The 26,181-nt window shown below is 35.5% G+C and carries 20 protein-coding genes; 5 read left to right on the forward strand and 15 right to left on the reverse strand.

Annotated elements, in window-relative coordinates:
• Positions 1–2: 2 nt before the first annotated feature.
• The 5 genes from ACJJVT_RS13295 to ACJJVT_RS13315 all read right to left on the reverse strand — a co-directional run bounded on the left by ACJJVT_RS13295 (position 3) and on the right by ACJJVT_RS13315 (position 9,013).
• On the reverse strand, positions 3–4,439 hold the full coding sequence (locus ACJJVT_RS13295) for a Calx-beta domain-containing protein (protein ID WP_405399331.1): 4,437 nt from the start codon (positions 4,437–4,439) through the stop codon (positions 3–5).
• A 157-nt stretch (positions 4,440–4,596) separates the two neighbouring features.
• The gene (fabD, locus tag ACJJVT_RS13300) at positions 4,597–5,484 is read right to left on the reverse strand and encodes an ACP S-malonyltransferase (protein WP_405399332.1); all 888 of its coding nucleotides are present in this window, start codon (positions 5,482–5,484) and stop codon (positions 4,597–4,599) included.
• Positions 5,485–5,560: 76 nt separating this feature from the next.
• The gene (locus tag ACJJVT_RS13305) at positions 5,561–6,070 is read right to left on the reverse strand and encodes a gamma carbonic anhydrase family protein (protein ID WP_405399333.1); all 510 of its coding nucleotides are present in this window, start codon (positions 6,068–6,070) and stop codon (positions 5,561–5,563) included.
• A gap of 10 nt (positions 6,071–6,080) precedes the next feature.
• Complete coding sequence (locus ACJJVT_RS13310) at positions 6,081–6,812, reverse strand: LytR/AlgR family response regulator transcription factor (RefSeq protein ID WP_405399335.1); 732 nt, start codon at positions 6,810–6,812, stop codon at positions 6,081–6,083.
• Entirely contained in the window at positions 6,809–9,013 is a 2,205-nt protein-coding gene (locus ACJJVT_RS13315) for a histidine kinase (RefSeq protein ID WP_405399336.1), read from the reverse strand. The genes ACJJVT_RS13310 and ACJJVT_RS13315 overlap by 4 nt, the downstream gene beginning before the upstream one ends.
• A gap of 203 nt (positions 9,014–9,216) precedes the next feature.
• On the opposite strand from ACJJVT_RS13315, the gene ACJJVT_RS13320 reads away from it, so the two are divergent.
• Positions 9,217–10,401, forward strand: coding sequence for a vWA domain-containing protein (locus tag ACJJVT_RS13320; protein WP_405399337.1), 1,185 nt, complete (start codon positions 9,217–9,219; stop codon positions 10,399–10,401).
• A gap of 37 nt (positions 10,402–10,438) precedes the next feature.
• Here ACJJVT_RS13320 and ACJJVT_RS13325 read toward each other — a convergent pair whose 3' ends face one another.
• Positions 10,439–11,461: a type IX secretion system membrane protein PorP/SprF gene (locus tag ACJJVT_RS13325; RefSeq protein ID WP_405399338.1), complete on the reverse strand. Its 1,023-nt coding sequence runs from the start codon at positions 11,459–11,461 to the stop codon at positions 10,439–10,441.
• A gap of 123 nt (positions 11,462–11,584) precedes the next feature.
• Here ACJJVT_RS13325 and ACJJVT_RS13330 point away from each other — a divergent pair, with 123 nt between their 5' ends.
• From ACJJVT_RS13330 to ACJJVT_RS13345, 4 genes are all read left to right on the forward strand, one after another.
• On the forward strand, positions 11,585–12,496 hold the full coding sequence (locus tag ACJJVT_RS13330) for a NifU family protein (RefSeq protein WP_405399339.1): 912 nt from the start codon (positions 11,585–11,587) through the stop codon (positions 12,494–12,496).
• Positions 12,497–12,567: 71 nt separating this feature from the next.
• Positions 12,568–12,768: a dodecin family protein gene (locus ACJJVT_RS13335; RefSeq protein ID WP_027064938.1), complete on the forward strand. Its 201-nt coding sequence runs from the start codon at positions 12,568–12,570 to the stop codon at positions 12,766–12,768.
• A 66-nt stretch (positions 12,769–12,834) separates the two neighbouring features.
• Entirely contained in the window at positions 12,835–14,886 is a 2,052-nt protein-coding gene (locus ACJJVT_RS13340) for a thioredoxin domain-containing protein (RefSeq protein ID WP_405399340.1), read from the forward strand.
• Positions 14,887–14,959: 73 nt separating this feature from the next.
• Entirely contained in the window at positions 14,960–15,787 is an 828-nt protein-coding gene (locus ACJJVT_RS13345; protein WP_405399341.1) for a mechanosensitive ion channel family protein, read from the forward strand.
• 66 nt (positions 15,788–15,853) lie between these two features.
• Here the strand turns inward: ACJJVT_RS13345 and tsaB are convergent, their stop codons facing one another.
• The 9 genes from tsaB to ACJJVT_RS13390 form a co-directional block, all read right to left on the reverse strand.
• Complete coding sequence (gene tsaB / locus ACJJVT_RS13350) at positions 15,854–16,534, reverse strand: tRNA (adenosine(37)-N6)-threonylcarbamoyltransferase complex dimerization subunit type 1 TsaB (protein ID WP_405399342.1); 681 nt, start codon at positions 16,532–16,534, stop codon at positions 15,854–15,856.
• Between the two features lie 85 nt (positions 16,535–16,619).
• The gene (locus ACJJVT_RS13355) at positions 16,620–17,960 is read right to left on the reverse strand and encodes a TolC family protein (protein WP_405399343.1); all 1,341 of its coding nucleotides are present in this window, start codon (positions 17,958–17,960) and stop codon (positions 16,620–16,622) included.
• A gap of 67 nt (positions 17,961–18,027) precedes the next feature.
• Positions 18,028–19,152, reverse strand: coding sequence for an efflux RND transporter periplasmic adaptor subunit (locus ACJJVT_RS13360; RefSeq protein ID WP_405399344.1), 1,125 nt, complete (start codon positions 19,150–19,152; stop codon positions 18,028–18,030).
• Between the two features lie 44 nt (positions 19,153–19,196).
• Positions 19,197–20,453, reverse strand: a complete 1,257-nt coding sequence (locus ACJJVT_RS13365) for an ABC transporter permease (RefSeq protein WP_405399346.1) — start codon at positions 20,451–20,453, stop codon at positions 19,197–19,199.
• A gap of 1 nt (position 20,454) precedes the next feature.
• The gene (locus ACJJVT_RS13370; protein ID WP_405399347.1) at positions 20,455–21,684 is read right to left on the reverse strand and encodes an ABC transporter permease; all 1,230 of its coding nucleotides are present in this window, start codon (positions 21,682–21,684) and stop codon (positions 20,455–20,457) included.
• Positions 21,677–22,378 carry an ABC transporter ATP-binding protein gene (locus ACJJVT_RS13375; RefSeq protein ID WP_324023771.1) on the reverse strand — a complete coding sequence of 234 codons (702 nt, stop codon included), beginning with the start codon at positions 22,376–22,378 and terminating at the stop codon, positions 21,677–21,679. The genes ACJJVT_RS13370 and ACJJVT_RS13375 overlap by 8 nt, the downstream gene beginning before the upstream one ends.
• 91 nt (positions 22,379–22,469) lie before the next feature.
• Positions 22,470–23,588 (reverse strand): efflux RND transporter periplasmic adaptor subunit, encoded by a 1,119-nt coding sequence (locus ACJJVT_RS13380; RefSeq protein ID WP_405399349.1) that lies wholly within the window; start codon positions 23,586–23,588, stop codon positions 22,470–22,472.
• Between the two features lie 30 nt (positions 23,589–23,618).
• Entirely contained in the window at positions 23,619–24,875 is a 1,257-nt protein-coding gene (locus tag ACJJVT_RS13385) for an ABC transporter permease (protein WP_405399351.1), read from the reverse strand.
• Positions 24,876–24,911: 36 nt separating this feature from the next.
• The gene (locus ACJJVT_RS13390; protein ID WP_405399353.1) at positions 24,912–26,159 is read right to left on the reverse strand and encodes an ABC transporter permease; all 1,248 of its coding nucleotides are present in this window, start codon (positions 26,157–26,159) and stop codon (positions 24,912–24,914) included.
• Positions 26,160–26,181 lie beyond the last annotated feature (22 nt).

A 26,181-nucleotide genomic window follows, 5' to 3' on the forward strand; every position in this document is an offset into this window, starting at 1 on the left:
TTTTATCTAATAAGCTGTATCCAACCTTTGTCTAAAATTGCAGGTTGATTATTAACACTATAATTCATGATATAAAAATAAGTTCCCTTTGGCGATTCTTTACCTTCATAAGTACCGTCCCAAACATCGCCATCATTTACTTTTTCGGTTTCAAAAACAAGATTTCCGTAACGATCGTAAATTTTTATTTTGTACTGCAAATCAACCTCTACTTGCGCACCAGTATCTGGATCTGTCAAAGTTCTATTAATTCGAAGAACCTCATTCTGATTATTTCCATTTGGCGAGAATTGATTAAATAGGAAACCTGGATCAGCAGGACTTTTCTGAATTACTTCGACCTCAACAGTTGCCTCATTATTTTCTGTATTACCATCACGTGGTGTAGACCTAACAATATTTGCCGTATTCGTATATGTACCCATTGCAGGAACTCTAGCAATAATTCTTAACGTAGCCATTTCTTCTCTATTTAAAGAAGGAATATTCCAATTACCAGAAGCTTCGTCATACGTACCACCAAAATCTGACTCAGCAGAAACAAATTCAAATCCGTTTTCAATTGCTATTAAATCATTTACAATAATATCTGTTACCACATCAGATTCAGAAATATTGGTAACACGGATAATAAATTCTACTTCACCACCTACCAATGCTTTATCTGGACGAGCTTCTTTCTCGATTTTAAGATCGACACCTTCTGGAGCTTCTGTACTTAACTCTACAGTAGCTTCATCATTCTCAGGGTTATTATCTGTCGGAATCGATTCCAATAAAATTGCAGTATTCATATACGGACCTTGTTCTGCAACGATTACCGTAATAGAAAGCTCTAAAGAAATACCTGCTGCAAGTTCTGGAATATTCCAATTACCAGATACCTCATCATAATCAGTACCTTCAGGCGCATCTGCAGAAACAAAATCGAAACCTAATTCTAAAAGATCGCCAACAACAATAGCTCTTGCAGTTCTGTCAGATAAATTGGTAAGCAATATTTTAAAAATAATGGTATCACCAATTAATGCATCAACATTATCTACGGATTTCAACACCTCTAAATCTATAGGTTCATCGCAATTAGGAGTTGCCACGGGATCACAAGGATCATCGGGGTCAGAACCATTTGTTTGTTCATCTAAATCTGAAATTCCGTCACCATCTGTATCACAATTACCATTAAAACGATTAGGTATACATGGATTGTTATTAGCAGGATCTTGTTGATCGTTTACTCCGTCATTATCAGCATCTGCAGTATTAGAATCAAGCGCATCGATAATTCCGTCACCATCCTCATCTAATGGATTATCGATATCATCACCAACCTCCACACCATCTTCAATACCATCGCCATCGGTATCAGCATCGTTAGAATCAGTACCTAACACTACCTCTTGACCACCTAGAAGTCCATCATTATCATCGTCGGTTTCACAATCGCTAACGTTTATAGTTACATCAACAGTAGGATTCTCGCAAGGTGCAGTAGAATTTGTTGTCGTAAACCTAAAAATATAAGCACCAGAAGCAAAATCTTCGAATTCCACAACATTTGTAGAACTAATAGTCACATCGTTTTGCGGACCAGAAACAAACACCCAAACCCCAGGATCGGCACCATTCAATCTCGTATCTAAATCTATAGTCGTAAGTCCGTTTACAGCCACATTACAAATAGAACCGTTCGTTGCAGTACCAGTGGTAGCCTGAGAACCTATTCTTGCAATAACCGGTTGTCTCTCGGTAGTACATTCGTTCTCTGTAGCTTCTACATAATAGGTCGCAGTAGCATTTAAAGAAGGTGTTGTATATGTTTCACCCATTGCAATCGGTGTAACCGCATCTATTGCGTCGTACCAATTAATAGATGCACCGGCAGTTGGCACTACACTTAAAAGAAGCGTACCCGGGCCACAACGCTCATTATCATTAATAGTAACTAATTGCGGCAATACATTTCTAACAATTTGAACTTCAATAGTTCCACTAGCGCAATCATTAGCTGCATCATAGAAAAAACCATAGTATGAAGCTGGCAAGTCTACATCTTGAGCTTCTGCAACGGTTAAATGAGAATTCGTATTTAGAGGATTAGAAACTCTACTCCATGTTAAAACAGTTCCCGCAGGAGCTGCGCTACTTGTAAAATCGAATAGGTTTGCAGAAAAAGCATCTCCAGCTGTCTCAACACAATATATATTCGAAACCGATGTATCTAAGGTCGGTGCAGCAACACAATTGTCATCATCTTGAATTGTACCAGTTGCCGTACCACCGCCAGCCCTTTGTACATTATTGGTTGGCAAACCCAATTGAACGGTAAAAATTTCTGTATTTTCTAATACAGCATCGTTATTAATCGGAACCGTAATTGTTTTGGTTTCGTTCGCTGTACCTGTAAAAATTAGCGAACCATTAGTACTTGTATAATCTGTACCACCACCTGTCGCAGTATCATCTGCAAAGGAATAAGTTACGGTTGTACCATTTACAACAGCTAAATCAAGAACTACATCAAATATCATTTGACCAGCCGCATCATCTTCATTTAATGATTCATTAGAAATTGTTAATGTTGCTTGATCATTATCATCAATTTGAACAGTAGCAGTACGCGTAGGTCCAGAACCTAAAATATAACCTGTTCCTGTAGCTAAAGTGAGTATAACTGTTTCAGCCCCCTCTTGAATTGCATCATTAATCGGCAGAATATCAATTTCAGCATCTTGCTGTCCATTAGGTATACTTACCGCATTAGTACTTATAGCCGTATAATCTGTACCATTAACAGCTGTTCCACTAACAGCGTAATTGACTATAATTGGACTTCCTGTATTATTAGGAACACTTAAACTAACAGTGAATTCACCTGGAGAGACAGCCCCATTACTTTCTGCGGCAGTACCATCTGATGCAGTAATTTGTGCAACGTTAGTATCATCACTTACAATAAAAACTGTTGCATTATTTGGCGAACCAATAGTATAGCCTGTACCTGCCGCAACTGTTAAGATTACGCTTTCATTATCTTCAATAGCAGTATCATTTATTGGAACTACGTTAACAACCCCTGAACTTGCATTGTTCGGTATTGAAACAGTACCACTTAATGCTGTGAAATCTGAACCTGATGTTGCAGTACCAGCTATGCTATAATTTACGACTACCGGTGCGCCAGTTGTATTATTTTCATCTAAACTTATTGTGAAAACGCCATTAGAAACCGGATTTTCATTAGCTGTAGCAGTAGTTGAAACAACAGTAACTTCAAAAATAATATCATTGTCATTGTTTACAACAGGAACATTTGCTACATCACCCCCATTTAAAGTGTTATAATTAGTATCAGCAGACGTTACATTACCCGTAACAATTGTATATGAAACGTCACCATCAACCACAGCATCATCAACACCTGTTACAGTTACCAATGTACCAGTTTCCCAATTTGCTACAGGAATTGTCACATTAGCAGGAACAGTACCTTCATCCGTATTATTACTAGACAAAATGACTGATACTGCTGCCGTTGGCTGGGTATCTAAAGTAACATTAAAAGTGGCTGTTGTACCATCTTCACCTGTATCACCACTTATTGCAGTTACGTTTACACCTGCAAAATCATCGTTAATAATTGTACCCTTCGAGGCTGCGCCAGCATTTACATTTGTGTTAGTTGCACTTACTATTTGAACACCAAAACTTTCATCATCTTCTATAACATTATCATTACCTATTGGTACTGAAAAATTTTGCGAAGTAGAACCTGCTAAAATCTTTATTGTTTGAGAGGTACTATTGTAATCTTGAGGATGAGCAATACCGGGACCCCCACCTATAGCATCTCCTCCAGAAAACTCAACTTCTACCTCGTAGTCATATTGTACAGGTTGATTTGTGGTTATTGTAAAATCTAATCCATCACCCTCATCTGCTGAAGAATCATTAATACTTAGAGTCACAAAATCATCATCTGCAATAATGACTGTTGCAGTAGTATTACCCGCACTTAAGTTATAACTAGGATCTGCAACTAATTCAATATTTACTGTTTCTTCACCTTCTATCAGAAGATCTTGAGCAGAGGCAATAACATCTATTATTTCTGAACCTCCAGAAAAAAAAGTATAATCAACCACCACTTCTCCTGTCAAAGCAATATAATCAGAGCCGGCGGTAGCAGTACCACTTGCTAACACGTTATATTTAACTACAATTGAGCCATCGCCGGATATAGGAGCTACTTGAACCCTGAATCTTCCCGTTACAAAATTTCCTTCTGCAGCATCTCTAAGGTTTTCAACTGAAACAACCTGTGCAGAAACACTTTGCGAAAAAGCACCTAAAAAAAGGAATCCAAAAACAAAAAGGAATTTCTTTAAGCTCCTACTAATATTAGAAGTCAAAAAACAATTATATACTCTTATTTTCATAGCATTCTTTATCATTCCCAACAATAAGGCTGGAGGATGTTCTAAATCCGTAACCAAAAATGAGGGTCCCAATATTACAAAAAAATCAAGGTAAACCCCTCACAAACAGTTGAAAAAAGGATTTATAGGTTAAATGGTAATATTAAGGAAACAATAGTTAGTCTGTTAACTCTGGAGCTTGTGTGGTAACAGAAGGTTCAATTTTTCTTACCAACCCTTGTAATACCTTACCAGGACCTATTTCAGTAAAAACCGTAGCACCATCTTTTACCATTTGCTGAACACTTTGCGTCCATTTTACTGGCGCAGTCAATTGCAGCATTAAGTTCTTTTTAATTTCATCTGCACTATTTACTGCAGTTGTGGGTACATTTTGATAGATTGGACAACTAGGTGTCGAAAAAGTAGTATTTGCTATTGCAGCAGCTAATTCTTCTCTAGCAGGTTCCATTAAAGGAGAATGGAAAGCTCCACCAACAGGAAGCATTAACGCACGTCTAGCTCCTGCTTCTTTTAATTTTTCACAAGCTTCTTCTACTGCCGATACTTCTCCAGAAATCACCAATTGACCCGGACAGTTATAATTCGCAGCAACAACAATACCTGAAATTTCGGCACATACTTTTTCAACAACAGCATCTTCCAAACCTAAAACGGCTGCCATGGTCGATGGTTTAAGTTCACAAGCTTTTTGCATTGCTAAAGCACGTTGTGATACTAATTTTAATCCGTCTTCAAAACTTAAGGTATTATTTGCCACCAAGGCAGAGAACTCTCCTAAAGAATGACCCGCAACCATATCTGGTTTGAATGCATCTCCCATTACTTTACTTAGAATAACAGAGTGAAGAAAGATAGCTGGTTGAGTAACCTTGGTTTCTTTTAATCCTTCGGCAGTGCCTCTAAACATTACCTCAGTAATCTCAAAGCCTAGTATATCGTTTGCCTTAAGAAACAACTCTTTTGCAATAGGGTATTTTTCATATAAATCTAAACCCATTCCGACAAATTGAGCACCTTGCCCAGGAAAAACATACGCGTTCATAACTTTTAGTTTTGGTAGGTCAAAAATACGTATTTTAGATAGACTGCAATGCCCAATTGTATATTTGGATTCTCATCTATTCTTTAAACCAGCCAGAATACATGGTATAGGCTTCAGCAATTCTATTGATTTCACCAGAACTTAATTCGGGACTAATATCTTTTATTTTCTTTGCCGGCATGCCCGCAAAAATACTTCCTGATGGCACATGCGTTCCTTTTGTTAGAACAGCTCCTGCAGCTATGATACTATTACTTTCTACTACACAATCATCCATAATAATACTACCCATACCAATTAGCACATTGTCATGAATAGTACACCCATGTACCAGAGCATTATGCCCAATAGAAACATTATTACCGATTGTGGTAGGAGATTTTAAATACGTACAATGAATTACGGCACCATCTTGAACATTAACCTTATCGCCCATTTTAATGAAATTAACATCGCCACGTAATACAGCATTAAACCAAACACTACATTGCTTTCCCATACTCACTTCACCTACTATGGTTGCATTTTCTGCAATAAAACAATCTTCACCTATAACGGGTTCTTTACCTCTAACAGCTTTTATCATTGTAATTCTTTTAATTAAAATAGGATAGAAAATCTTTCTTTTTTGATGCGGAAACCATCACTTCTTTTCCGTTAGACATAACAACACTGCCACCTTTACCTTTTCTATACTTAATCACCTCATTTACATTTACCAAAAAAGATTTATGTACTCGTGCAAAAGGATAATCGGTTAATGCATCTTCAAAATACTTCAATGTTTTGCTGACCAAAATCTTCTTATTCAACAAGTAAATTTCGGTATAATTATCATCTGCCTTGCAATACAGTATTTCGGCAATATTTAATACTTGAAATCCGTCTTGTTGGGGCAATGTCAACTTCCCTTCTACTCCATTAGATTTCGTGCTCAGCACCTCTCCTTCTAAACTAGCCTCTTTGTCTCGAACACCTTCCACATATTCCACAGCATTTACTAACTCATCTATATTAATGGGTTTCGTTAAATAATACGCGGCATGATTATTCAAGGCATCTTTTGCATAATGATCATATGCCGTGACAAAAACGGTTTCAAAAGTTCTGTCTGGTAATTGATCCAATAAATCAAAAGCATTACCAAAAGGCATCTCTACATCTAAAAATACCAGATCTAAGTCGTTAGCCTCAATTAAGACCAAGGCTTCTTTAATTGATGAAGCCTCACCTAACAAGTTTACACTTGGGCAATATTTAGCAATATAATTTCTTAATATCTCTCTACTATTTGCTTCATCTTCTACTAAAATTGCGTTTAAGCTCATTTTTCTCTTTTTAAAATGAATAGGACTTTAGTTCCTGAACCATCTGACTGTAAATCTGAAATTTTGATATCTACTTTATCTGTATACATATCGTTTAAGATAGCAACACGTTTTTTAATGATGCCCATTCCTTTCGACTTCTGTTTTCGCTGATTTTGTGTTTTAATTTCTGCAGATTTCTTTCGACCGATTCCGTTATCAGTAATGCAGATTATAATAGAATCTGCACTATTCTCTTTAACCGTAACCAACAATTCTCCCTTTTCTTCTCTATATCTTAATCCGTGCCAAATAGCATTTTCAATATAAGGTTGCAATAACATTGGTGGAATTTGAAACTTATTAACCTGTACATTCTCATCAACAGCTATCTGGTAATCAAATTTATCTTCAAATCTAGAATGCTCAAGTTTTATATAAAGCTCTAACTGCTGCAATTCTTTTTCTAACGGAATAAAATCTTCCTCAGAATTTTCTAATACAGAGCGCATCAACTTTGAAAAATCGCTTAAATATCTATTTGCGCTACGTTCATCACTTTTTGAAATAAAGTTATTTACCGAATTCAATGCATTAAAAATAAAATGCGGATTCATCTGTGACCTCAACGATTTCAATGCCAATAAGTTATTTGCCAGTTTTTGTTGCTGGTTACTTCGATAAAAGAAAAAAGCCGCCAATAAGGTTAATAGCAGTCCGAATATGAGCGAATAAATTACCAGTTGCTGTCGCTTATTACTCTCTTTCACCAACTCCTGTTCTGTAAGCGCAAGATCATATTTACTTTGCGAAAGTTCTCTTTCTTGCTCTAAACCAGTAAGTCGATTTTCTGCATTTGCAATTTCGCGATTAAAACGAGTAGCTCTAGAAATTTCTTGTTCTTTACGTACATATAACGAATCTACCAAAGCCACATATGTTTGGTAGGTATCTAATGCCTTGGTAAAATCACCTTTCACTTTATACACTTCAGATAACTTTCTAGTAGCATCTTTCTGAACCACTAAATCATCATCTGAATCTGCTTCAACAATACTTTTCTCTAAAAAAGGTATCGCCTCATTATACCTGTCTTGAGAGATATATGCATTAGCAATTTTGTAATTAATACGTTGTGATGTGATGGTGTCGCCTAATTCTAATTTCTTAACTCCGGCATTGGGCGAATTGAGTTTTTTTAATTCTTGAAGACTGCTTTTACGCATAGTAATCTCTTCGTTGAACCTATTTTTGGTGTTATAAAAATCTGCAACCTTTTCTTTCTCTTGCAACGCTCTTTTAGGTGCCGATTGAGTTGCAAGTTCTAACGAACTATCATAATAAGCTTCAGCCTCCATATTCTGATTTCCTAAAGAATAGGTATCGCCTATTTTAGAATTTAGGTCAATCATTTTTGATGTAATCTGATTCTTATCGGCAATCAACAACCCTCTATTATATAAATCTAAAGCTTCTTGTGTTCTACCATTTCCTTTTTTAGCATCACCTAACAATTCATAAAGTACTACACTTTGGTGCGGTGGCATAGATTTAATTTCTAATAACGGATTCAATAACCCCAAGCTTTCGTCAAATCTATTCGTTAAGTTATATGCCTTAGCTAGTAGCAAAGAAGTAGAAATCGTTTTATTATTTTCTAAAGCATCTTCGTAATTATCAATAGCCAGATCTAATTGTTTATGATATTGATAGATTTCACCGAGTTTAGAAAGCGACCTTGCCAGCTCTTTCTTTCTCCCTCGCTTGCCTAAAATTGAAATTGATTGTGCTACTAAGTCAATACTTCTTTCAATATCTTGAGCTTTATACTCTTCTGCCGAATCTAATAATTGCTGATGCTTGACAGCTATATCTGGCAATGATTTTGATCGACTACTAATTGGTGAAGATTCAAAATCTTCAACTAAAATTAAGACATCATCATTCTTCTGTACATCGTACCGTAGGGTTTCAATATCATCATGTTCTATAACTAGCTGATCACCAATTCTAGTTCTAATCTCAAACTCCCCTAATGCATTAGTAATCACAAAGTCTCCCATATCATTAGAAATAGAAACACCAGATATTGGTTTTCCAGTATTTCTAACTTCTACCCTACCCTCTAAAGTAAATCTTAGGGCATCGTTTGGCCTTTGAGAATGAAGTGCGTTCCATCCTAAAAGAAAACATATTACAATATAGACACTATAATTTTTCATCTGTTATTACTACGGTAAACTTAGCTGATTATTGTGGCACTAAAAAATGCGTATTACTTAAAACACCCTAATCTAAACAACCATTTCACGGGTTTACAAACTCTGCATGCCACTTTACTAAGTGAAACGGACAATTCGCTCATTCTCGTTATTCAGAGAAATACTTTGCCTTTAGTTTAGCATTGAATTTAAAACATAAAATGATGAAAACGATTAAGCAACTTGGATCATTCGGCATAGCACTTCTTACTTTATCTACTGTATTCGCATGTAATACTAACGATAAGAAAAAACCTATTGAATTGATTGCCCAGGCTACAGAAACAATTGAACCAATTGAAGCAAAGGAAACGAACACTGTTCAAATAGCCCTGTTATTAGATACTAGCAATAGTATGAACGGATTGATAAACCAAGCAAAATCTCAATTATGGGATATTGTAAACGAGTTTAGTTATGCCAAATGTGGTAACGACACCAGACCGAATTTACAAATTGCATTATACCAATATGGAAATGATAATCTTTCTGCTAACGAAGGATACATTCAGCAAGTATTAGGTTTTAGTAGTGATTTAGACGAGATTTCAGAAAAGCTATTTTCTTTAACTACCAATGGTGGTGAAGAATACTGTGGTAAAGTACTGCAAACCTCTTTACATCAATTACCATGGAATAAGAATCCCGATTTACTGCGAATGATTTTCATAGCCGGTAACGAACCATTTACTCAAGGTAGATATAACTACAGAACTGCATTAGCAAATGCCAATGAAAAAGATGTAGTGGTAAATACTATTTTCTGCGGAAATTATGAGTTGGGAATAAACACCGATTGGAAAAATGGTGCTTCATTAACAGGCGGAGAATATATGGCTATTGATCACAACAAGAAAGTTGTTCATATCAATACCCCTTATGACGATATCATTATTAAACTGAATTCAAGATTAAATACCACATATGTTTCTTACGGATCTATGGGTAAATCAAAAATTATCGCACAAGAAGTACAAGACAGTAATGCATTAGAGATGGAAGAAACCGTTGCCGTTAAAAGAGCGGTGAGCAAAAGTTCTAGGCTTTACAATAATAAAAAATGGGATTTGGTTGATGCATACGATGATGCCGAATTCGAAATAAGTTCTGTGGAAAATGATGAGTTACCAGAAGAGCTACAAGGCAAAAATGAAAAAGAGATAAAAAAGTATGTCGATGACAAAAAGAATGAAAGAGAAGAGATTCAAAAAGAGATACAAGAATATAACAAGAAACGATTAGCTTATATTTCTGAACATAAAAAAGATGAAAAATCAGGAGAGCTTGAAAATGCTATGATCAAAGCAATTAAAAAACAAGCTAAAACAAAAGATTACAGTTGGGAATAATAAAATACCAGGTCTGCCCAATTACGGGCAGACCTTTTTAATTTGCTGCTGGGCAATAGCAATCGTACTTACGTTCTTTTTGACCGAAATCATAACCTAAGGTAATTTGATGAAATCCTCCGTTATCAAAACGATAATCATTCATTTGATAAGAATAGTTGTAAGAAACCATAAAGTTATTGAAGTTCGCACCAACAATCGGCGTAACTAATTGCAAACGTTGTTCCCCGAAAGAAGCTCCATCTTGAAACTGTGCTCCGTCAAAACTTCTTCTATACGAGAGTCCGCCCCAAATACGACCAAAATCTACATCTTTATAAACCTTAGCATTAATATCTAAACTTTTCTCTTTGGTAAATTCAGTCATTTGAAATAAAATGGAAGGCTCGAACTGCCATTCACTTCTTCCAAAAACATAACCAGTAGAAACTAAAAAACGTCTAATATTATCAATAACCAACTCTTCAGGATTATCTTGTCTATCTCTATAATATAAATTTCTTTTACTGCCCGTTAGTGCATTGGTCACGGCAAAATGCGTGTAAAATTCTTGATAGTTATATGAAATCCCGATATCAACATTAGTGTAAGACGAACTTAATTTAATACCTGAAACCGCAGGGTCTGGTGTAACAGACCTAAATTCAGTTTCATCTAAACTGCTTTGTAAAATGGTTGCGCTTAATCCGAAAGAAAGTTGATTTAACTGCCTAACATCATCTCCACCCATTCTTAAATGGTGGGCATATGTCAATTTTAATCCTGTTTGAGAATGGTAACCATTTGCGTCATTAAATATGATTGCACCAATACCACTTGGGGAATCACCTAATCTAAAATGAGCATTTATCGTCTGTAAACTTGGCGCATCATCGACATCGAACCATTGTTTTCTTGCCGTAGCCCTAATCTTTCCACCTTCACCGATACCGGCCATTGAAGGAAAAACTAAATAATAGTTATCAGATAAATAATCGAAATAAACAGGAATACCTTCTTGTGCAGTAGATTTTAAACCAATCATAAGCACGGTAAACAATAGAAGTATATGGTATTTCATATTGGGACTTTAAAACTAGGGTTTAGTTTCACTAATATAAAGTTTATAACGAGTTAACCTCAACATTATTATGTAGGTGCAAACTAAGATTTCCTTTGTATTTTTGCTTAAAATTTTTGAGAGATGAAAGAGTATTCAATTACAGTCGTTAAAACCAATAACCCAAATATATTAAAGTTCGAAACTAATCACATTTTAGTTCAACGAAAAAATTACGAATTCAAGAATATTGACGATGCTAAAAATTCACCTTTAGCTCAGCAATTATTTCATTTGCCTTTTATAAAAACAGTCTATATTTCTGGTGATTTTATTGGCCTAGAACGTTATGATATTGTTCAATGGGAAGATGTGAAAGATGAAGTAGCACAACAGTTAGTTGAGTATTTAAATGCTGGCGAGCCTATTGTTATTGAAGAAGACATGGACAAACCTGTACCGGTTACAGTTTATGCGGAGGTTACACCTAACCCATCTACAATGAAGTTTGTGGCTAGCAAGAAAATTGTAGCATCTGCATTTGAGTTTAAGAATATTGATGAAGCAAGAGATTCTAAATTGGCGATGGAGCTATTTCAGTTTCCATTCGTAAAACAAGTTTTTATAGATGAGAACTACGTTTCTGTTTCCAAATATGAAGTTGCAGAATGGGACGATATTAACATCGAACTACGAGAAGTAATTAGAAATTTCATCGCTGACGGTAAAGAAATTGTTGCTGATAACGCAAAAGCAATTGGTGCAGAAGCGCAAGTATCTGAAACTGTATCTGCAGAAAGTACGGTAGAACTTGATGAAACCTCTCAGGAAATAGTTGACATTTTAGAAGAATACGTAAAACCAGCTGTAGCAAGTGACGGTGGTAATATCATGTTTCAATCTTACGATGTAGAAAGCAAAACTGTTAATGTTATTTTGCAAGGAGCTTGTAGCGGTTGCCCATCATCAACTTTCACGTTGAAAAACGGTATCGAGACAATGCTGAAAAATATGATGGGAGACAAAGTAAATGAGGTAGTTGCGCTTAACGGTTAATTATTCATTGAAATGAATTAAACATTGCCCTCAATTTTTGTAACTTTAAATAAATCTAAAAATCATTAATTATGGCAGTTTTAAAAGTAATCGAAATATTAGCAAATTCTGACAACGGATGGGAAGACGCAGCGAAAAAAGCAGTTTCTGAAGCATCTAAATCAGTAAAGAATATTAAGTCGGTTTACATCAACGAGCAAAGTGCTACTGTTGAAGATGGAAAAATCAAAAATTATAGAGTAAATGTTAAAATCACTTTTGAAGTGAAATAACAATTACCTAACAGGATTAAAAGCGCCAAATGGCGCTTTTCTTGTTTTAAAACTAAAATACACTCAATGCCTACCCCACAAAAGCATACTAATAATCTAATTAAAGAAAGTAGTCCATATTTACTGCAACACGCCCATAACCCGGTTAATTGGGAAGCGTGGAATGATGACGTTTTAAAACAAGCCAAAGAAGAACAAAAACTAATACTTATTAGTATTGGATACGCCGCTTGTCACTGGTGCCATGTTATGGAACATGAATGTTTTGAAGATGAAGAAGTTGCTAAAACAATGAATGCCCATTTTATTAATATTAAAGTGGACAGGGAAGAACGACCAGATATCGACCATATTTATATGGATGCATTACAAATGATGACAGGTAGTGGTGGGTGGCCTTTAAATATTCTTGCGCTACCCGATGGCAGACCTTTCTGGGGCGCAACTTTCGTCAAAAAACAAGAATGGATACAAGTATTGAATCAACTTCAACAACTTTATGTTGATGACCCTAATAAGATTATTGGATATGCCGAAAACATGGCAACAGGACTAAAAGAAATCAATGCAATAACCACAGGTGACAATCAAGATTTAATTGAAGGTTCTGAAATTGATACAATGGTTAGTGATTGGACCAAATATTTCGACACCTTTTTAGGAGGATACAAACGGGCACCAAAATTTATGATGCCTACCAACCTCAACTTTTTACAATACTATTCGCACGCAAAACAAGATAGCACTGTAAATGAATATGTAAACACTACCCTAACAAGAATGGCCTGGGGCGGTATATTTGACCATGTTGGCGGCGGATTCTCTAGATATTCTGTAGACACGAAATGGCACGTACCCCATTTTGAAAAAATGTTATATGATAACGGCCTTTTAATTAGTCTTTACGCAAATGCATATGCAAAGACTAACAATGAACTCTATAAAAGTGTCGTTGAAAAAAGTATCACTTTCCTAGAAGAAGAACTATTAGATAAAAGTAACGGATTTTACTCTTCTTTAGATGCCGATAGCTTTACTGATAACAACAAATTAGTAGAAGGTGCATTTTATGTTTGGCAAGAAGACCAACTTAAAGAACTACTAAAAAACGATTACCCTGTTTTTGCCGATTACTTCAGCATTAACTCTTATGGATACTGGGAAGATGACAACTATGTACTTATTAGAGATTCAGAAGCATTAGCTATTGCAATGAATCATTCTATCACCAAAGTAGAATTGCAAGAAATAATTACCAAGTGTCTTTCACTATTGAAAGTAGAAAGAGAAAGAAGAAACAAACCAAGATTAGATGATAAAATTTTAACCTCTTGGAATGGCTTGACCCTAAAAGGACTTACAGATGCTTACAGATATTTAGAAGACGATAAGTATTTAAGTCTTGCTATTAAAAATGCGAATTTTATTCTAAAGCATATGACCACCGAAGATGGTGGCTTATACCGCAACTTCAAAAATGGAAAAAGTACTATTTACGGTTTTCTAGAAGATTACGCTTCTATTATAGATGCTTTCATAGGGTTATATGAAGTTTCATTTGATGAGAAATGGCTTGATCATAGTTTGGAGTTTACAAAATATGTCATTAAAAATTTCTCAGATGCTGACACAGGATTATTCTTTTTTACATCTAATAACGAAGACAATCTTATTAGAAAGACTCTAGAAGTTGCAGATAACGTAATTCCTTCTTCTAATTCAATGATGGCTCATAATTTACATAAGCTATCAAAATATTTTCCTGAAGATAATTTTGATATTCGTTTGCATCAAATGATGAAAACCATGAAACCATCAATCACTCAGAATCCTCAAAATCATGCCAATTGGCTTCACTTAGCACAGCTAATGAGTGAGAATTTCTATGAATTGGTCGTTATCGGTGAAAACTTTGAACTCATATGCAAAACCCTCATGAAGAACTATCTTCCAAACGCTATATTTGCTGCTTCAAATGCTAAAACTAGCAACTTACCTTTGTTAATGAATAGGTATGTAATGAACAAGACGCTCATCTACGTTTGTAATCACGGTAGCTGTCAAATGCCCGTAGAAGAACCTAGCAAAGCTTTAGATCTCGTTTCATCTATCACTTAACAATTATTCAGCCTTGTATTAATTTTAGGTTACAAGTTACTAGTCGATTTAGCAGTTTAAACAAATAAAAGTTATGTTAGATAAAATAATGAATCTGCAAGAACATGCAGATAATGCTATAGCTTGGCTATGGGACGTACTACCTAGTATATTATGGGCAATATTTCTATTAATTGCAGGTACGTATGTTATACGTTTCATAAATAAAATGATACGTAAATTTTTCGCAAATAAAGATTATGATTTAGCGTTAGAAACATTCTTACAAAGCTTCATCAGCATTGCTCTAAAAATAATACTTTTCATATTAGTGATTACCCAACTAGGGGTTCAAACAAGTTCACTAGTTGCCATTTTAGCATCTGCTGGTTTGGCTATAGGTTTAGCCTTACAAGGTTCTTTGGCAAATTTCGCTGGCGGAGTGCTAATCTTATTATTCAAACCCTTTAAAATAGGAGATTTTATTTCTGCCCAAGGAGTTGATGGAACAGTAAAAGAGATATCAATTTTCACCACCAAGGTGAGCACATTCGGTAATCAGATAGCTATTATACCAAATGGTCAACTTTCCAATAACACCATTACCAATTACAACGCACAAAATACAAGAAGAGATAAAATTGATGTAGGTATTGGATATACATCGAACATTAAAGAAGCCAAAGAAATTCTTTTAGCTATATGTAATGATTATGAAACCATACACAAGACTCCCGCACCAGAAGTATATGTAGGTGAATTAGGAGATAGCTCGGTAAATCTGACCTTACGTTTTTGGGCAAATAACGCAGATTTTTGGGCTGCGCATTTCTATGTGTTAGAAGAAATAAAATATCGTTTTGACGCTGCAGGTATTGAAATACCATTCCCACAGAGAGTGGTTACGCAGATGAAAAGTTAATTTATAATTCACAAAAAAATAAGAAAGCCCTTGATTAATCAAGGACTTTCTTATTTTACATCACTTTTATGCTTTCGCCTTCTTAGTCTGTATCACAAAATCTTTCAAATAATATGGCTCAAAATAAGCGACATCTTCAAAGTCAGCTATATTATATTTATCAGATGAAATAGCTGCCATTTCTTTTGCTGATGGTACTACTTCACAATGGTAAGTAATCATTTCTAAAGGAAATAATTCTTTTATCTTCTCTGCTCCACTACCTAAAAAGTGAACATGTTTTTTATTGATATAGTCTTGAAAAGAATGCTCATCGATTACTTCAGCTTTAGTTTCTCTTATTTCATTGAGCTCATTATCAAAAACTGACGAATACACTTCCATACGTCTAGCATCTAAAACAGGTATTAATACTTCATCATTTTTAATTTTCACTTGGGATGCCATACTTTTCAATGTAGAAATCGAAATCAACGGGATACCTAATGCATAACACAAGCCTTTTGCCGCCGAAACTCCAATTCTAAGTCCTGTATAAGAACCAGGACCTTTACTGACTGCCACAGCTTCTAAATTTTCCATTTTCAAAGAAGCCTCTTGCATTACCTCTTCTATGAAAATATGTAGTTTTTCTGCATGTGAATAGTTTGCCGAATTCAACTCTTTCATTGAAAGGATAACTCCGTCTTTAGCTACACACACCGAACAATTAGTTGATGAAGTCTCTAGATTTAATATTACGCCCATGTTGCAAAGGTATTACTTACTGTAAAATGAAAAAGCCTGTACACATGAAAATGTTACAGGCTTTTAAATTATATTATCATTTATACTATTCTAAAGAAATAGGAATTCCGAAATAAAATTCTAATATTTTTAATCTGAATATGTAATCATACTTAGCACGTATTAAATCAGCCTCTGCATTATCTACAAGAGTTTGTGACTGGCTAAAATCAAAAGCATTCATTAACCCCACATCGTAACGTTCTTTAGAATACTCAAAGGCCAGTGATCTTGCCTCAAGTGTTTTTTCTGCCGCCTGAAAGGTCTTGAAAAAATTAGTGACATTAACATAGGCTTGATTCACATCTGTTTCTAATTGTAACTTTGTTCTTTCGTATTCAATTTGAGCTATATCAATATTAATTTTCGAACGCTTTATATTATTACGAACACTCCAACCATTGAAAACAGGAATATTCATTTGAGCACCATATGATATACCATCATTGATATACAATTGATCTTTAAATGGAATTGCCTCTCCAGTAAACGGATCATTATTTTGATCAGAATATCTAGTATTATAATTGATAAATGCACCAACACTAGGGTATTTTGCTCCTTTAGCAATCTCTAAATCCTTCTCAGCTAATTCCACACCAGTTAAAGCAAACTTTATATCATTTCTAAAAGTTAAAGCTTTATCGAAAATTACTTTAGATGAATTATTTAATATATCAGAAGGCGGTATATCGAACTCTTCCTCAGCAATATCAAAATTTTCATAATCAGTAATACTTAGCAATTGTGCCAAACTAATTTTTGAAATTAAAATTAAATTCTGCGCATTAATCATTTGTTGCTCTTGAGTTGCAGCAGTTGCTTCTATCTGCAAAACATCTCCTTTAGGCAAAACACCAGAATCAACCAGCTCTTTAGTTCTTTTTAAATCTTTTTGGGTAATAGCCAATTGCGATTCAAAAACTTTTAATGATTCTTTATTCGCCAAAACATTCAAATAGGCATTAGCAACACTCAATTTAATATCGTCTTTGATATCATCAACTCTATATTGACTACTAATCGCACTTAATTTAGCTCTTTCGATAGTATTATAGTTTCGAAGCCCATCAAATAAAGTTACTGAAGATGTCAAACTTCCTGAAGCAGAAAATATAGTTGCAGAAACCAAATTATTTGTTGTCGGATCTAACGCTAGACCTGTATTTGCTGAGGCGCTAATTGTACTATTAAGACTAGGCAACAAGGCACCAATTGCATCAGACCTATCTATTAAAGTACTTTCTAAATCTAATTCTGATTGCTTAACAGTAAGGTTGTTTTCTACAGCGTAATACACACACTCCTCTAGAGTCCATTTCTTTTGCTGTGCCATACCTAGCACAACAGAACATAATAGTAGTAATCCTGTGATTTTTACTTTCATTTTATTCTTTTTTAAACCAACCTATACCTAGGTTGCTCGATTCGTTTTTTGATTTGATTGATTATTCTTAATCCTCATCCGGACCATTATCTTCACTCTTGGCTTCTAACTTGTTCCAGATTTTTATTTTAGAGTTTTCATCGATTCCAGATATAATTTCTACGTCGATGCCATCACTTACACCTAGTTCAAGCTCTCTCTTTTCAAACTCATTATCACCAGTTTCCACTTCTACATAGGGCTTATTGGTTTCTTTATCGAACTGTAACAAAGCTTCTTTTATAGAAAGCACATCTTTCTTCTCTTCTAAAACAATTGCCGCGTTTGCACTATAACCCGCTCTAATATTTGTACTATCAGACACTACTAAATCACCCTCGATTTTAAATTGAACAGCGCCTTCTTCTTCCACACCTTTAGGTGCAATAAACTTTAATTTTGCGCTGAACTTTTCATCTTGTAAAGCACCCATGCTAATCTCTAATGGCATGCCAACTTTAAGTTTGCCTACTTCAGCCTCATCTACCTCTCCTTCAAAAATCATTTTAGACATATCTGCAATAAACGCAATAGTAGTACCATCGTTGAAATTATTACTTTCGATAACCTGATCACCTACCTCTACAGGTATTTCTAATAATGTACCCGTTACCGTAGCTCTAATGTTGGTATTGGCACTAGATGAACCACCTGCAGAACCAACTCTAATAATCTGGTAATCTGCCTGAGCATTCTGTAATTCTTGCGTTGCTTGATCAAATCGTAATTGCAAGGCATTAAAATCTTGACTAGAAATCACCCCTTTATCAAAAAGTGTTTTATTACGATCATATTCAATCTTTGTATTGCTTAAAGAAATTTTGGCATTATTTACTCTACCTCGAGCTTGATTTAAAGACTGCTCATTTGGTACTACTTTAATTGTGGCAATTAAGTCACCCGCTTTAACTTGAACACCTTCTTCCAAATACACCTTTTGTATAATACCAGAAATTTGAGGTTTTATCTCAATTTCATCTTGTGGTATCACCTTACCGGTAACAACTACCTTATTGGTAATATCTCTTTTTTCAACGGTTTCAGTTTCATATGTTTTTAAAGGGGTGCTATTTTTCTTTAAAAAATAGACTACTGCAGCCAGTATCCCAATAACTGCTACTCCTATTAATACGTACTTTACATACTTGTTCATGCTCAACTATTTGATTGTTATTTATTCTTTTGTTGTTTGGTCTGTTACTCTTCTCTTAATGCGTCAATTGGTTTTATTCTTATGGCTCTATTCGCAGGTATCAATCCGATTAAAACACTCAGACCAACCATTAAAATAAAAGAACCTAAAAACTGTGGTATACTAATCATAAGATTATAAAATGGCACATCACTGTTTTCGCCAATCATATTATTCGCAATCGCCAGAAAACCTATTGCAATTGCAAAACCGACAAAGCCTGCAAACACCGTAATTACTATTGATTCTAATACAATTTGTCTTTTTACCACTTTTGGTGTAGCACCTAAAGCACGCCTAATACCTATTTCTTTGGTACGTTCTTTTACCGTAATCAATAAGATATTACTAATGGCTATTACGCCAGCAAGCAATGTTAATATTCCCACGAAGAATGATACCCCTTGCAAAACACCTGTAAATGCCGATACGTTATTGAAGACTTCAGACATGTCGAAACTACCAATTGCGCGTTCGTCTATGGGGTTGATATCATACTTGTTTTTCAACAGGCGTTTTATTTGACTTTCAACTACAGGTACTTTAGTATCTGACTGAACAGAAATTGCCATCCATCCCATTTTATCTCCTGATCCAAAAGCTTTTTGAAATGTTGAAAATGGAATATACACTGAATTCTCACCGTCAATATTTATATTTTGGTTCGGCTTATATATCCCGACGATATTAAAAAACACGCCGTTAATACGAACATCTTCCCCTATCGCATTTTCACCTTTTTCAAACAGAAGCTTATAGGTTTCTTCTCCAATAACACAGACTTTTTTAGACTCGGTCATGTCATTTTCATTCAAGAACCTGCCCTCTACCAGTTTCTTTTTCATGATTTCATCCACATTCGGATAATCACCATAAACCGCCGACCCACTCGTTAATCCGTTTCTATACACTGTAACCACACCTCTATGATTACCAAGTTCTATTCTTGGGGCAAGAACTTCTATTTCTGGTATTTGCTCTTTTAAAATCGTTGCATCCTCTAGTTTGAATTGAATTCTACGACCTCTTTCAAATCCTTTATAAGGTTCAGATGTACTTTGACTCCAAACAAAGAGACTGTTAGACGCCGTACCAGCGAATATTTTCTGAAAGCCATTGCTCATTCCGTTTGCACCACCTAATAATAGTACAAGAATTATCATCGCTATAATAACCCCTAACATGGTTAAAAATGTACGAAACAAGTTCTTACCTAATGTGGCAAAAATCTCTGACCATAAATCTCTATCAAATATCCACATATTATTTATCGCTTAATGCTACAATTGGTTTTACTCTTGCTGCTTTCATTGCCGGAATCAATCCTGCGAGAACGCCTGCTACAATCAATATTATAGTTGCAGTTACAACCATTGACATACTAACCGACGGATTTGCAAAAGCCCCTGTTTTAATACTCGGACCGATAGCCGCTAATAATCCCGTTGCAATCCCTAATCCTATAAATCCTGATAAGGCAGTTATAAAAACAGATTCGAACAAGACTAATTTTATTATTGACCACGGCTCTGCACCTAAAGCTTTACGAACACCAATTTCTTTTGTACGTTCTTTAATTATAAACACCATAATATTACCGATACCTACAATACCAGATAGTAATATTAAAAGTCCCACAATAATTACTGCGATATCAAGACCACCTGTAAAGTTGCTGATATCTTCAAAAACCTCTGCGTAGTTAAAGATTCTGATTCCTGATTGATCCTTGGGTGCAATTTTAAAACGCCTTCTAAAAACATTCTCTAATCGATCTGAAAAAGCAAGAGCTTCGGTTAAATCGTAATTAGGATTATAGGTTAAAGCAATCTGATCAATGTGATCCGTTTGCCCATACATTTTTTGATATGTACTGGTAGGCGCATAAATGTTTCGCTCTGCATTATCATCACCATCATCGGTAAACGTACCGATGACTCTAAAAGGCAGTCCGTTAAACTCAACAAACTTACCTATGGCATCTTCGTTCTTGAATAAATCTTCCTCAACTTTTCTACCGATAACGGCAACTTTAGAGGCATTCATTAAATCGTTAGTATTTATAAATCGACCCTTATTTACTAAAGTCTTTTCAATAGCTTGGTGATCCGGGTAAACTGCCTGTATATTATAACTACCCGTTTCGCTCTTATAACGTGCCGATGTATTTTGATATACTCTCGGGCTAATATACTCTACATCATTAGGAAAACTTCTTTTGATGTATTCAATATCATCATTGGTCATTTGTATTCTTCGCCCAGCTTCAAACCCTCCATAGGCTAAAGAAGTAGTACCTGTTCTAACAAAAATGGAGTTGGTAGCATCATCACTAAACTGAAGTGTAAATCCGTTTTGCATTCCCTTTACAGAAGCCAAAAGCAATACCAAAATGAAAATACCCCAACCTACCGAAAACCCGGTAAGGAAAGTTCTAAGCTTGTTGTTGCTTATGCTATGGTATATTTCTTGCCAAATGTCTCTATCAAACATATTGCTCGGCTCTTACTTGTTCTATTTTCTTATCCTCAATAATAACCCCATCCTTTAAATGCACAATACGTTTACACATATCAGCAATATCTGGCTCATGAGTAACTATTAAAATGGTATTACCTTGGTCGTTAATTTTCTGAATCAAGTCCATCACCTCATAAGATGTTTTACTATCCAATGCTCCGGTAGGCTCATCGGCAAGCAATACTTTTGGTTCAGCAGCTAATGCTCTAGCTATGGCAACACGCTGTTTTTGACCACCAGAAAGTTCGCTAGGCAAATGACCAGCCCATTCTTTAAGACCCACTTGGGTTAAATATTTTAAAGCTTTTTCTTGACGTTCTTTTCTCGGTACTTTTTGGTAGTATAATGGCAGGGCAACATTCTCTGCCGCACTTTTATAATTGATAAGGTTGAACGACTGAAAAACAAAACCTAAAAACTTGTTTCTATAACGAGCAGCCTTCGTTTCATTTAAATCTTTAATGGGAACGTTATCTAAAATATACTCTCCAGAATCAGAGCTATCCAACATACCTAAAATATTTAATAAGGTAGATTTACCCGAACCAGAAGAGCCCATGATAGCTACTAACTCCCCTTCTTCAACATTAAAATTTATTCCTTTAAGAACGTGAAGAGAATTCTTGCCCATTTTATAGGACTTATGAAGATCTTTAATTTGAATCATGTTGGTTGTTGTTTTGAACAATTTTTACACTGCCTATTCATTAGACTATGCAGTGTAAAATTTGTTACATCAATTTAATACTTTTTTTATTTTATTCGTTCTCGGCAAGCTCATCGGGCACTACTTCGTTCCAAACCTTAATTTTATCACCTTCTTCAATACCTGAATTGATCTGTACGTGAATACCATCGCTTATACCCAACTCAATATCTCTTCTTTCAAATTCTTGATCACCAGTTGCGATTTCTACGAAAGGTTTTTTGGTTTTATCATCGAATTGCACCAAAGCTTCTTTCACAGCTAAAACACTATCTGCACGCGCTAAAATTATAGATGCATTAGCACTTAAACCAGCTCTAATGAATACGGAGTCTTGTTTTTTAAGGGTTCCTTTAATTTCAAACTGTATAGCACCATTCTCTTCATTTCCTTTCGGAGCTATATAATCTAGAACAGCATCGAAAACTTTATCTTCAATGGCACCAACGGTAATTTCTAACGGAAGATTCTCTTTAATTTTACCTACTTCAGACTCATCGACCTTACCTTCGAAAATCATTTTATCTACATCTGCAATAGCTGCTATGGTAGTACCTTCATTAAAGTTATTACTTTCAATAACCTGATTACCTACTTCTACGGGTACTTCGAGTACCATACCACTAACCGTTGCTCTAATTTGTGTATTTGCGGCATTACCAAAACCAGAAGTAGTACCCGTTTTTACTATATCATATCTTTTATTAGCAGCTGCGTAAGACTGTTTCGACTGATCATAGCTTAACTGAGCACGCTCTAAATCTACTTTAGAAATTACACCTTTAGAAAACAATCCTTTTTGACGATCTAAATTACGCAATTGATCATCTAGGTTGATTTTAGCTTCATTAATATTATTTCTAGCATCATTTAAAGAACTTAGATTAGGTACCACTTTAATAGTACACAGCAAATCGCCAGATTTTACATAGTCGCCACCCTCCACAAAAATCTTCTCAATTACTCCAGATATATTTGGCTTAATAAGCACTTCTTCTAACGGAAGAATACTACCCGTTGCCATCGTCTTTTTAATAATGGTCTGCTTAGTAGGTTCTTCTGTTTGATACACCACTGGATCTTCTGCATTTTTTGAATACAAATAGAACATAGACCCGCCAAAGGCAAGCACTATAATAAGCAGGATGATAATTGTTGTTGACTTTTTCATTTTTTGATTGGTTATATTTTGATGATAATTTTATTCTGTTCTTAAAGCTTCAATTGGTCTTATTTTGATGGCACTTTGTGCAGGTATGAATCCCGCTAACAAACCGGAAAATATTAAAATAACCAGTGCACTCACTACCACACCTAAACTTACACTAGGGTTTACAAACATATCTACAGGACCTACGGAGTCTAGCACCGCATTGACGCCATAAATAAATGCCGCACCGAAAACAATGCCTATCATACCCGATATGATCGTTAGGAAAATAGATTCCATTAAAATTTGTTTTTTGATAGACCATGGCGCTTCGCCCAAAGCCCTACGAATTCCGATTTCTTTTGTTCGTTCTTTAATTACAATGAGCATAATATTACTCACGCCGATAATTCCGGATAATAGCACAAGCACCCCTACAAAGTAGGCTACCCAGCGTAATGCACCGAATAGACTTTCGACGCGATTATATTGTTCATACAAATCAAAATACCCAACGGCACGTTTATCATCGGGGTGAATTTTTCTATTCTCCTTAACGACATTTACAATCTTCTCTTTGAGATTAGAAATGGAACTACCATCTAGCGCGGTAATGGCCATCCACCCAACATCATTACCCATATTAAAAGCTTGCGAGAAAGCAGTAAATGGAACATAGATTTCTTTCTGTCCTTCTTCACCACCGCCATCATCTTTCTTTTGATAGGTACCTACTACCATGAAATTGACTCCTTGAATTTTAATGTAGGTTCCTAGTACTTTTTCTCCTCGATCATAAAGTTCATTTCGTACGCCAACACCAATTACTGCAATTTTTCTTTTGTCTTGAATGTCATTATGATTTACAAACCTACCCGATGTAATGGTCATGGGTTCTTGCCGTATAATTTCTGGATAATCTCCGTAGACATTGAAAGCACCTGTTTTTAAACCGCGAACAACATTATTACCCCCACCAAATCCGCCTAATTGATTTCGGGGAGAGATGAATCTTAAATTGGGAATATTATCTTTTATAGATTGTACATCTTCTAGCTTAAAATTAAAACGTCTTCCCTTTGGCAATCCTTTATAAGACATTGTCGTATTACGTGACCACATGAACATGGTATTGGTAGCGATATCGCCAAAATCGGCACGAATGCCATTTTCCAAACCTTTACCTGCAGCAAGTAATATAATCAGAATAAAAATACCCCAGCCCACACCAAAAGAAGTAGCCAATGTTCTAAATACATTGCTAGATAATACTTCTAAGATTTCTTTCCAACGGTCTCTATTGAACATGGTTATATCTTAATTAATAATGCTTTTTATATTTTACTACTCGTCTCTTAATGCTTCTATCACATGAATTTTAGCCGCTCGCCATGCAGGGAAAAATCCCGCTACTGCTCCTGCAAAAATCAATACAAATACCGTGGTTAAGGCAACATTGAAATTCACTGAGGGATTCAAAACATAATCTACCTCTACATGCGGACCTACAATTTCGAGCAGCCCCATGCTTAAAATGAGTCCCGTGAAACCCGCTATTGCCGTAATAAAAATTGCTTCGTGTAAAATCATACCAACAATTGACCATGGCTTGGCACCTAACGCTTTGCGAATACCTATTTCTCTGGTGCGTTCTTTCACGACAATGAGCATAATGTTACTCACCCCAACAATACCAGCGATAATGGTACAAACCCCTACAAACCAAAAGAAAAATTTGATACCTCCCATTAATGCATAAAAGCGCTTAGCCTCTTCCATAGGGTTATATACTTGAATGGCACTTGTATCTTCTGGCGCCACCGTATGTGCTTTTTGTAAATACGATTTTAATTCATTCTTAAACTTGATAGATTGTGCAACGGCAGTTTCGAAATCTTCTACAGGAGGTAATGTATAGGAAAGATTATTTAAATGATCGGCGCCATTAAAAACCTGCTGCGCGGTACTTACAGGAATATAAATACGATCCTCTTCACGTTCGCCACCAATATCACCGTATACACCAACAATTTTAAAAGGGATGCCAGAGAGGTCTAAAAATTCCCCTACAGGACTTTCTAGCGCATGAAATACTTCTCGATTAATCTTATTACTAATGATTGCCACTTTAGCCTTAGCATCAACATCTTGTTGATTGAGGAACCTACCTAAGGTCATAAACTCATTTTCGATAAATTGAAATTGATCAGAAACACCCTGTACATTATAAGCTAAAGACTCGCTACCGTAGTTTACGAATACCCCTCTAACAAATAACCTTGGCGATTTATTTTCTATTTGGTCCTCAAACAACACACCCGCCATGTCGTAATTCTCATTACGAAATTGAATAGGTCTACCCGGGTTCATACCTTTATAACCCATAGTGGTAACACCCGGCCAGACCCAAACACTGGTAGCAGCATCTTGTTCGAATTCTTTGGCGATACCATTTTGCATGCCTTGACCAAAACCCAATAAAATAACTAGAATGAATATACCTGAAGCAACGGAAAGTCCGGTTAGAAATGTACGTAGCTTATTCTTGCGAATAGTATCGAAAATTTCTTGCCAACGTTCTAAGTCGAACATAAGATTGATTGATTAGTTTGAT

The sequence above is a fragment of the Maribacter sp. Asnod2-G09 genome, assembly GCF_045063795.1.
Lineage (GTDB): Bacteria > Bacteroidota > Bacteroidia > Flavobacteriales > Flavobacteriaceae > Maribacter.

What these genes read in the sequence shown, in the direction of transcription:
- ACJJVT_RS13295 (WP_405399331.1), bottom strand. Translation starts at nt 4,439, where the DNA reads ATGAAAATAAGAGTATATAATTGTTTTTTGACTTCTAATATTAGTAGG.
- fabD (WP_405399332.1), bottom strand. Translation starts at nt 5,484, where the DNA reads ATGAACGCGTATGTTTTTCCTGGGCAAGGTGCTCAATTTGTCGGAATG.
- ACJJVT_RS13305 (WP_405399333.1), bottom strand. Translation starts at nt 6,070, where the DNA reads ATGATAAAAGCTGTTAGAGGTAAAGAACCCGTTATAGGTGAAGATTGT.
- ACJJVT_RS13310 (WP_405399335.1), bottom strand. Translation starts at nt 6,812, where the DNA reads ATGAGCTTAAACGCAATTTTAGTAGAAGATGAAGCAAATAGTAGAGAG.
- ACJJVT_RS13315 (WP_405399336.1), bottom strand. Translation starts at nt 9,013, where the DNA reads ATGAAAAATTATAGTGTCTATATTGTAATATGTTTTCTTTTAGGATGG.
- ACJJVT_RS13320 (WP_405399337.1), top strand. Translation starts at nt 9,217, where the DNA reads ATGAAAACGATTAAGCAACTTGGATCATTCGGCATAGCACTTCTTACT.
- ACJJVT_RS13325 (WP_405399338.1), bottom strand. Translation starts at nt 11,461, where the DNA reads ATGAAATACCATATACTTCTATTGTTTACCGTGCTTATGATTGGTTTA.
- ACJJVT_RS13330 (WP_405399339.1), top strand. Translation starts at nt 11,585, where the DNA reads ATGAAAGAGTATTCAATTACAGTCGTTAAAACCAATAACCCAAATATA.
- ACJJVT_RS13335 (WP_027064938.1), top strand. Translation starts at nt 12,568, where the DNA reads ATGGCAGTTTTAAAAGTAATCGAAATATTAGCAAATTCTGACAACGGA.
- ACJJVT_RS13340 (WP_405399340.1), top strand. Translation starts at nt 12,835, where the DNA reads ATGCCTACCCCACAAAAGCATACTAATAATCTAATTAAAGAAAGTAGT.
- ACJJVT_RS13345 (WP_405399341.1), top strand. Translation starts at nt 14,960, where the DNA reads ATGTTAGATAAAATAATGAATCTGCAAGAACATGCAGATAATGCTATA.
- tsaB (WP_405399342.1), bottom strand. Translation starts at nt 16,534, where the DNA reads ATGGGCGTAATATTAAATCTAGAGACTTCATCAACTAATTGTTCGGTG.
- ACJJVT_RS13355 (WP_405399343.1), bottom strand. Translation starts at nt 17,960, where the DNA reads ATGAAAGTAAAAATCACAGGATTACTACTATTATGTTCTGTTGTGCTA.
- ACJJVT_RS13360 (WP_405399344.1), bottom strand. Translation starts at nt 19,152, where the DNA reads ATGAACAAGTATGTAAAGTACGTATTAATAGGAGTAGCAGTTATTGGG.
- ACJJVT_RS13365 (WP_405399346.1), bottom strand. Translation starts at nt 20,453, where the DNA reads ATGTGGATATTTGATAGAGATTTATGGTCAGAGATTTTTGCCACATTA.
- ACJJVT_RS13370 (WP_405399347.1), bottom strand. Translation starts at nt 21,684, where the DNA reads ATGTTTGATAGAGACATTTGGCAAGAAATATACCATAGCATAAGCAAC.
- ACJJVT_RS13375 (WP_324023771.1), bottom strand. Translation starts at nt 22,378, where the DNA reads ATGATTCAAATTAAAGATCTTCATAAGTCCTATAAAATGGGCAAGAAT.
- ACJJVT_RS13380 (WP_405399349.1), bottom strand. Translation starts at nt 23,588, where the DNA reads ATGAAAAAGTCAACAACAATTATCATCCTGCTTATTATAGTGCTTGCC.
- ACJJVT_RS13385 (WP_405399351.1), bottom strand. Translation starts at nt 24,875, where the DNA reads ATGTTCAATAGAGACCGTTGGAAAGAAATCTTAGAAGTATTATCTAGC.
- ACJJVT_RS13390 (WP_405399353.1), bottom strand. Translation starts at nt 26,159, where the DNA reads ATGTTCGACTTAGAACGTTGGCAAGAAATTTTCGATACTATTCGCAAG.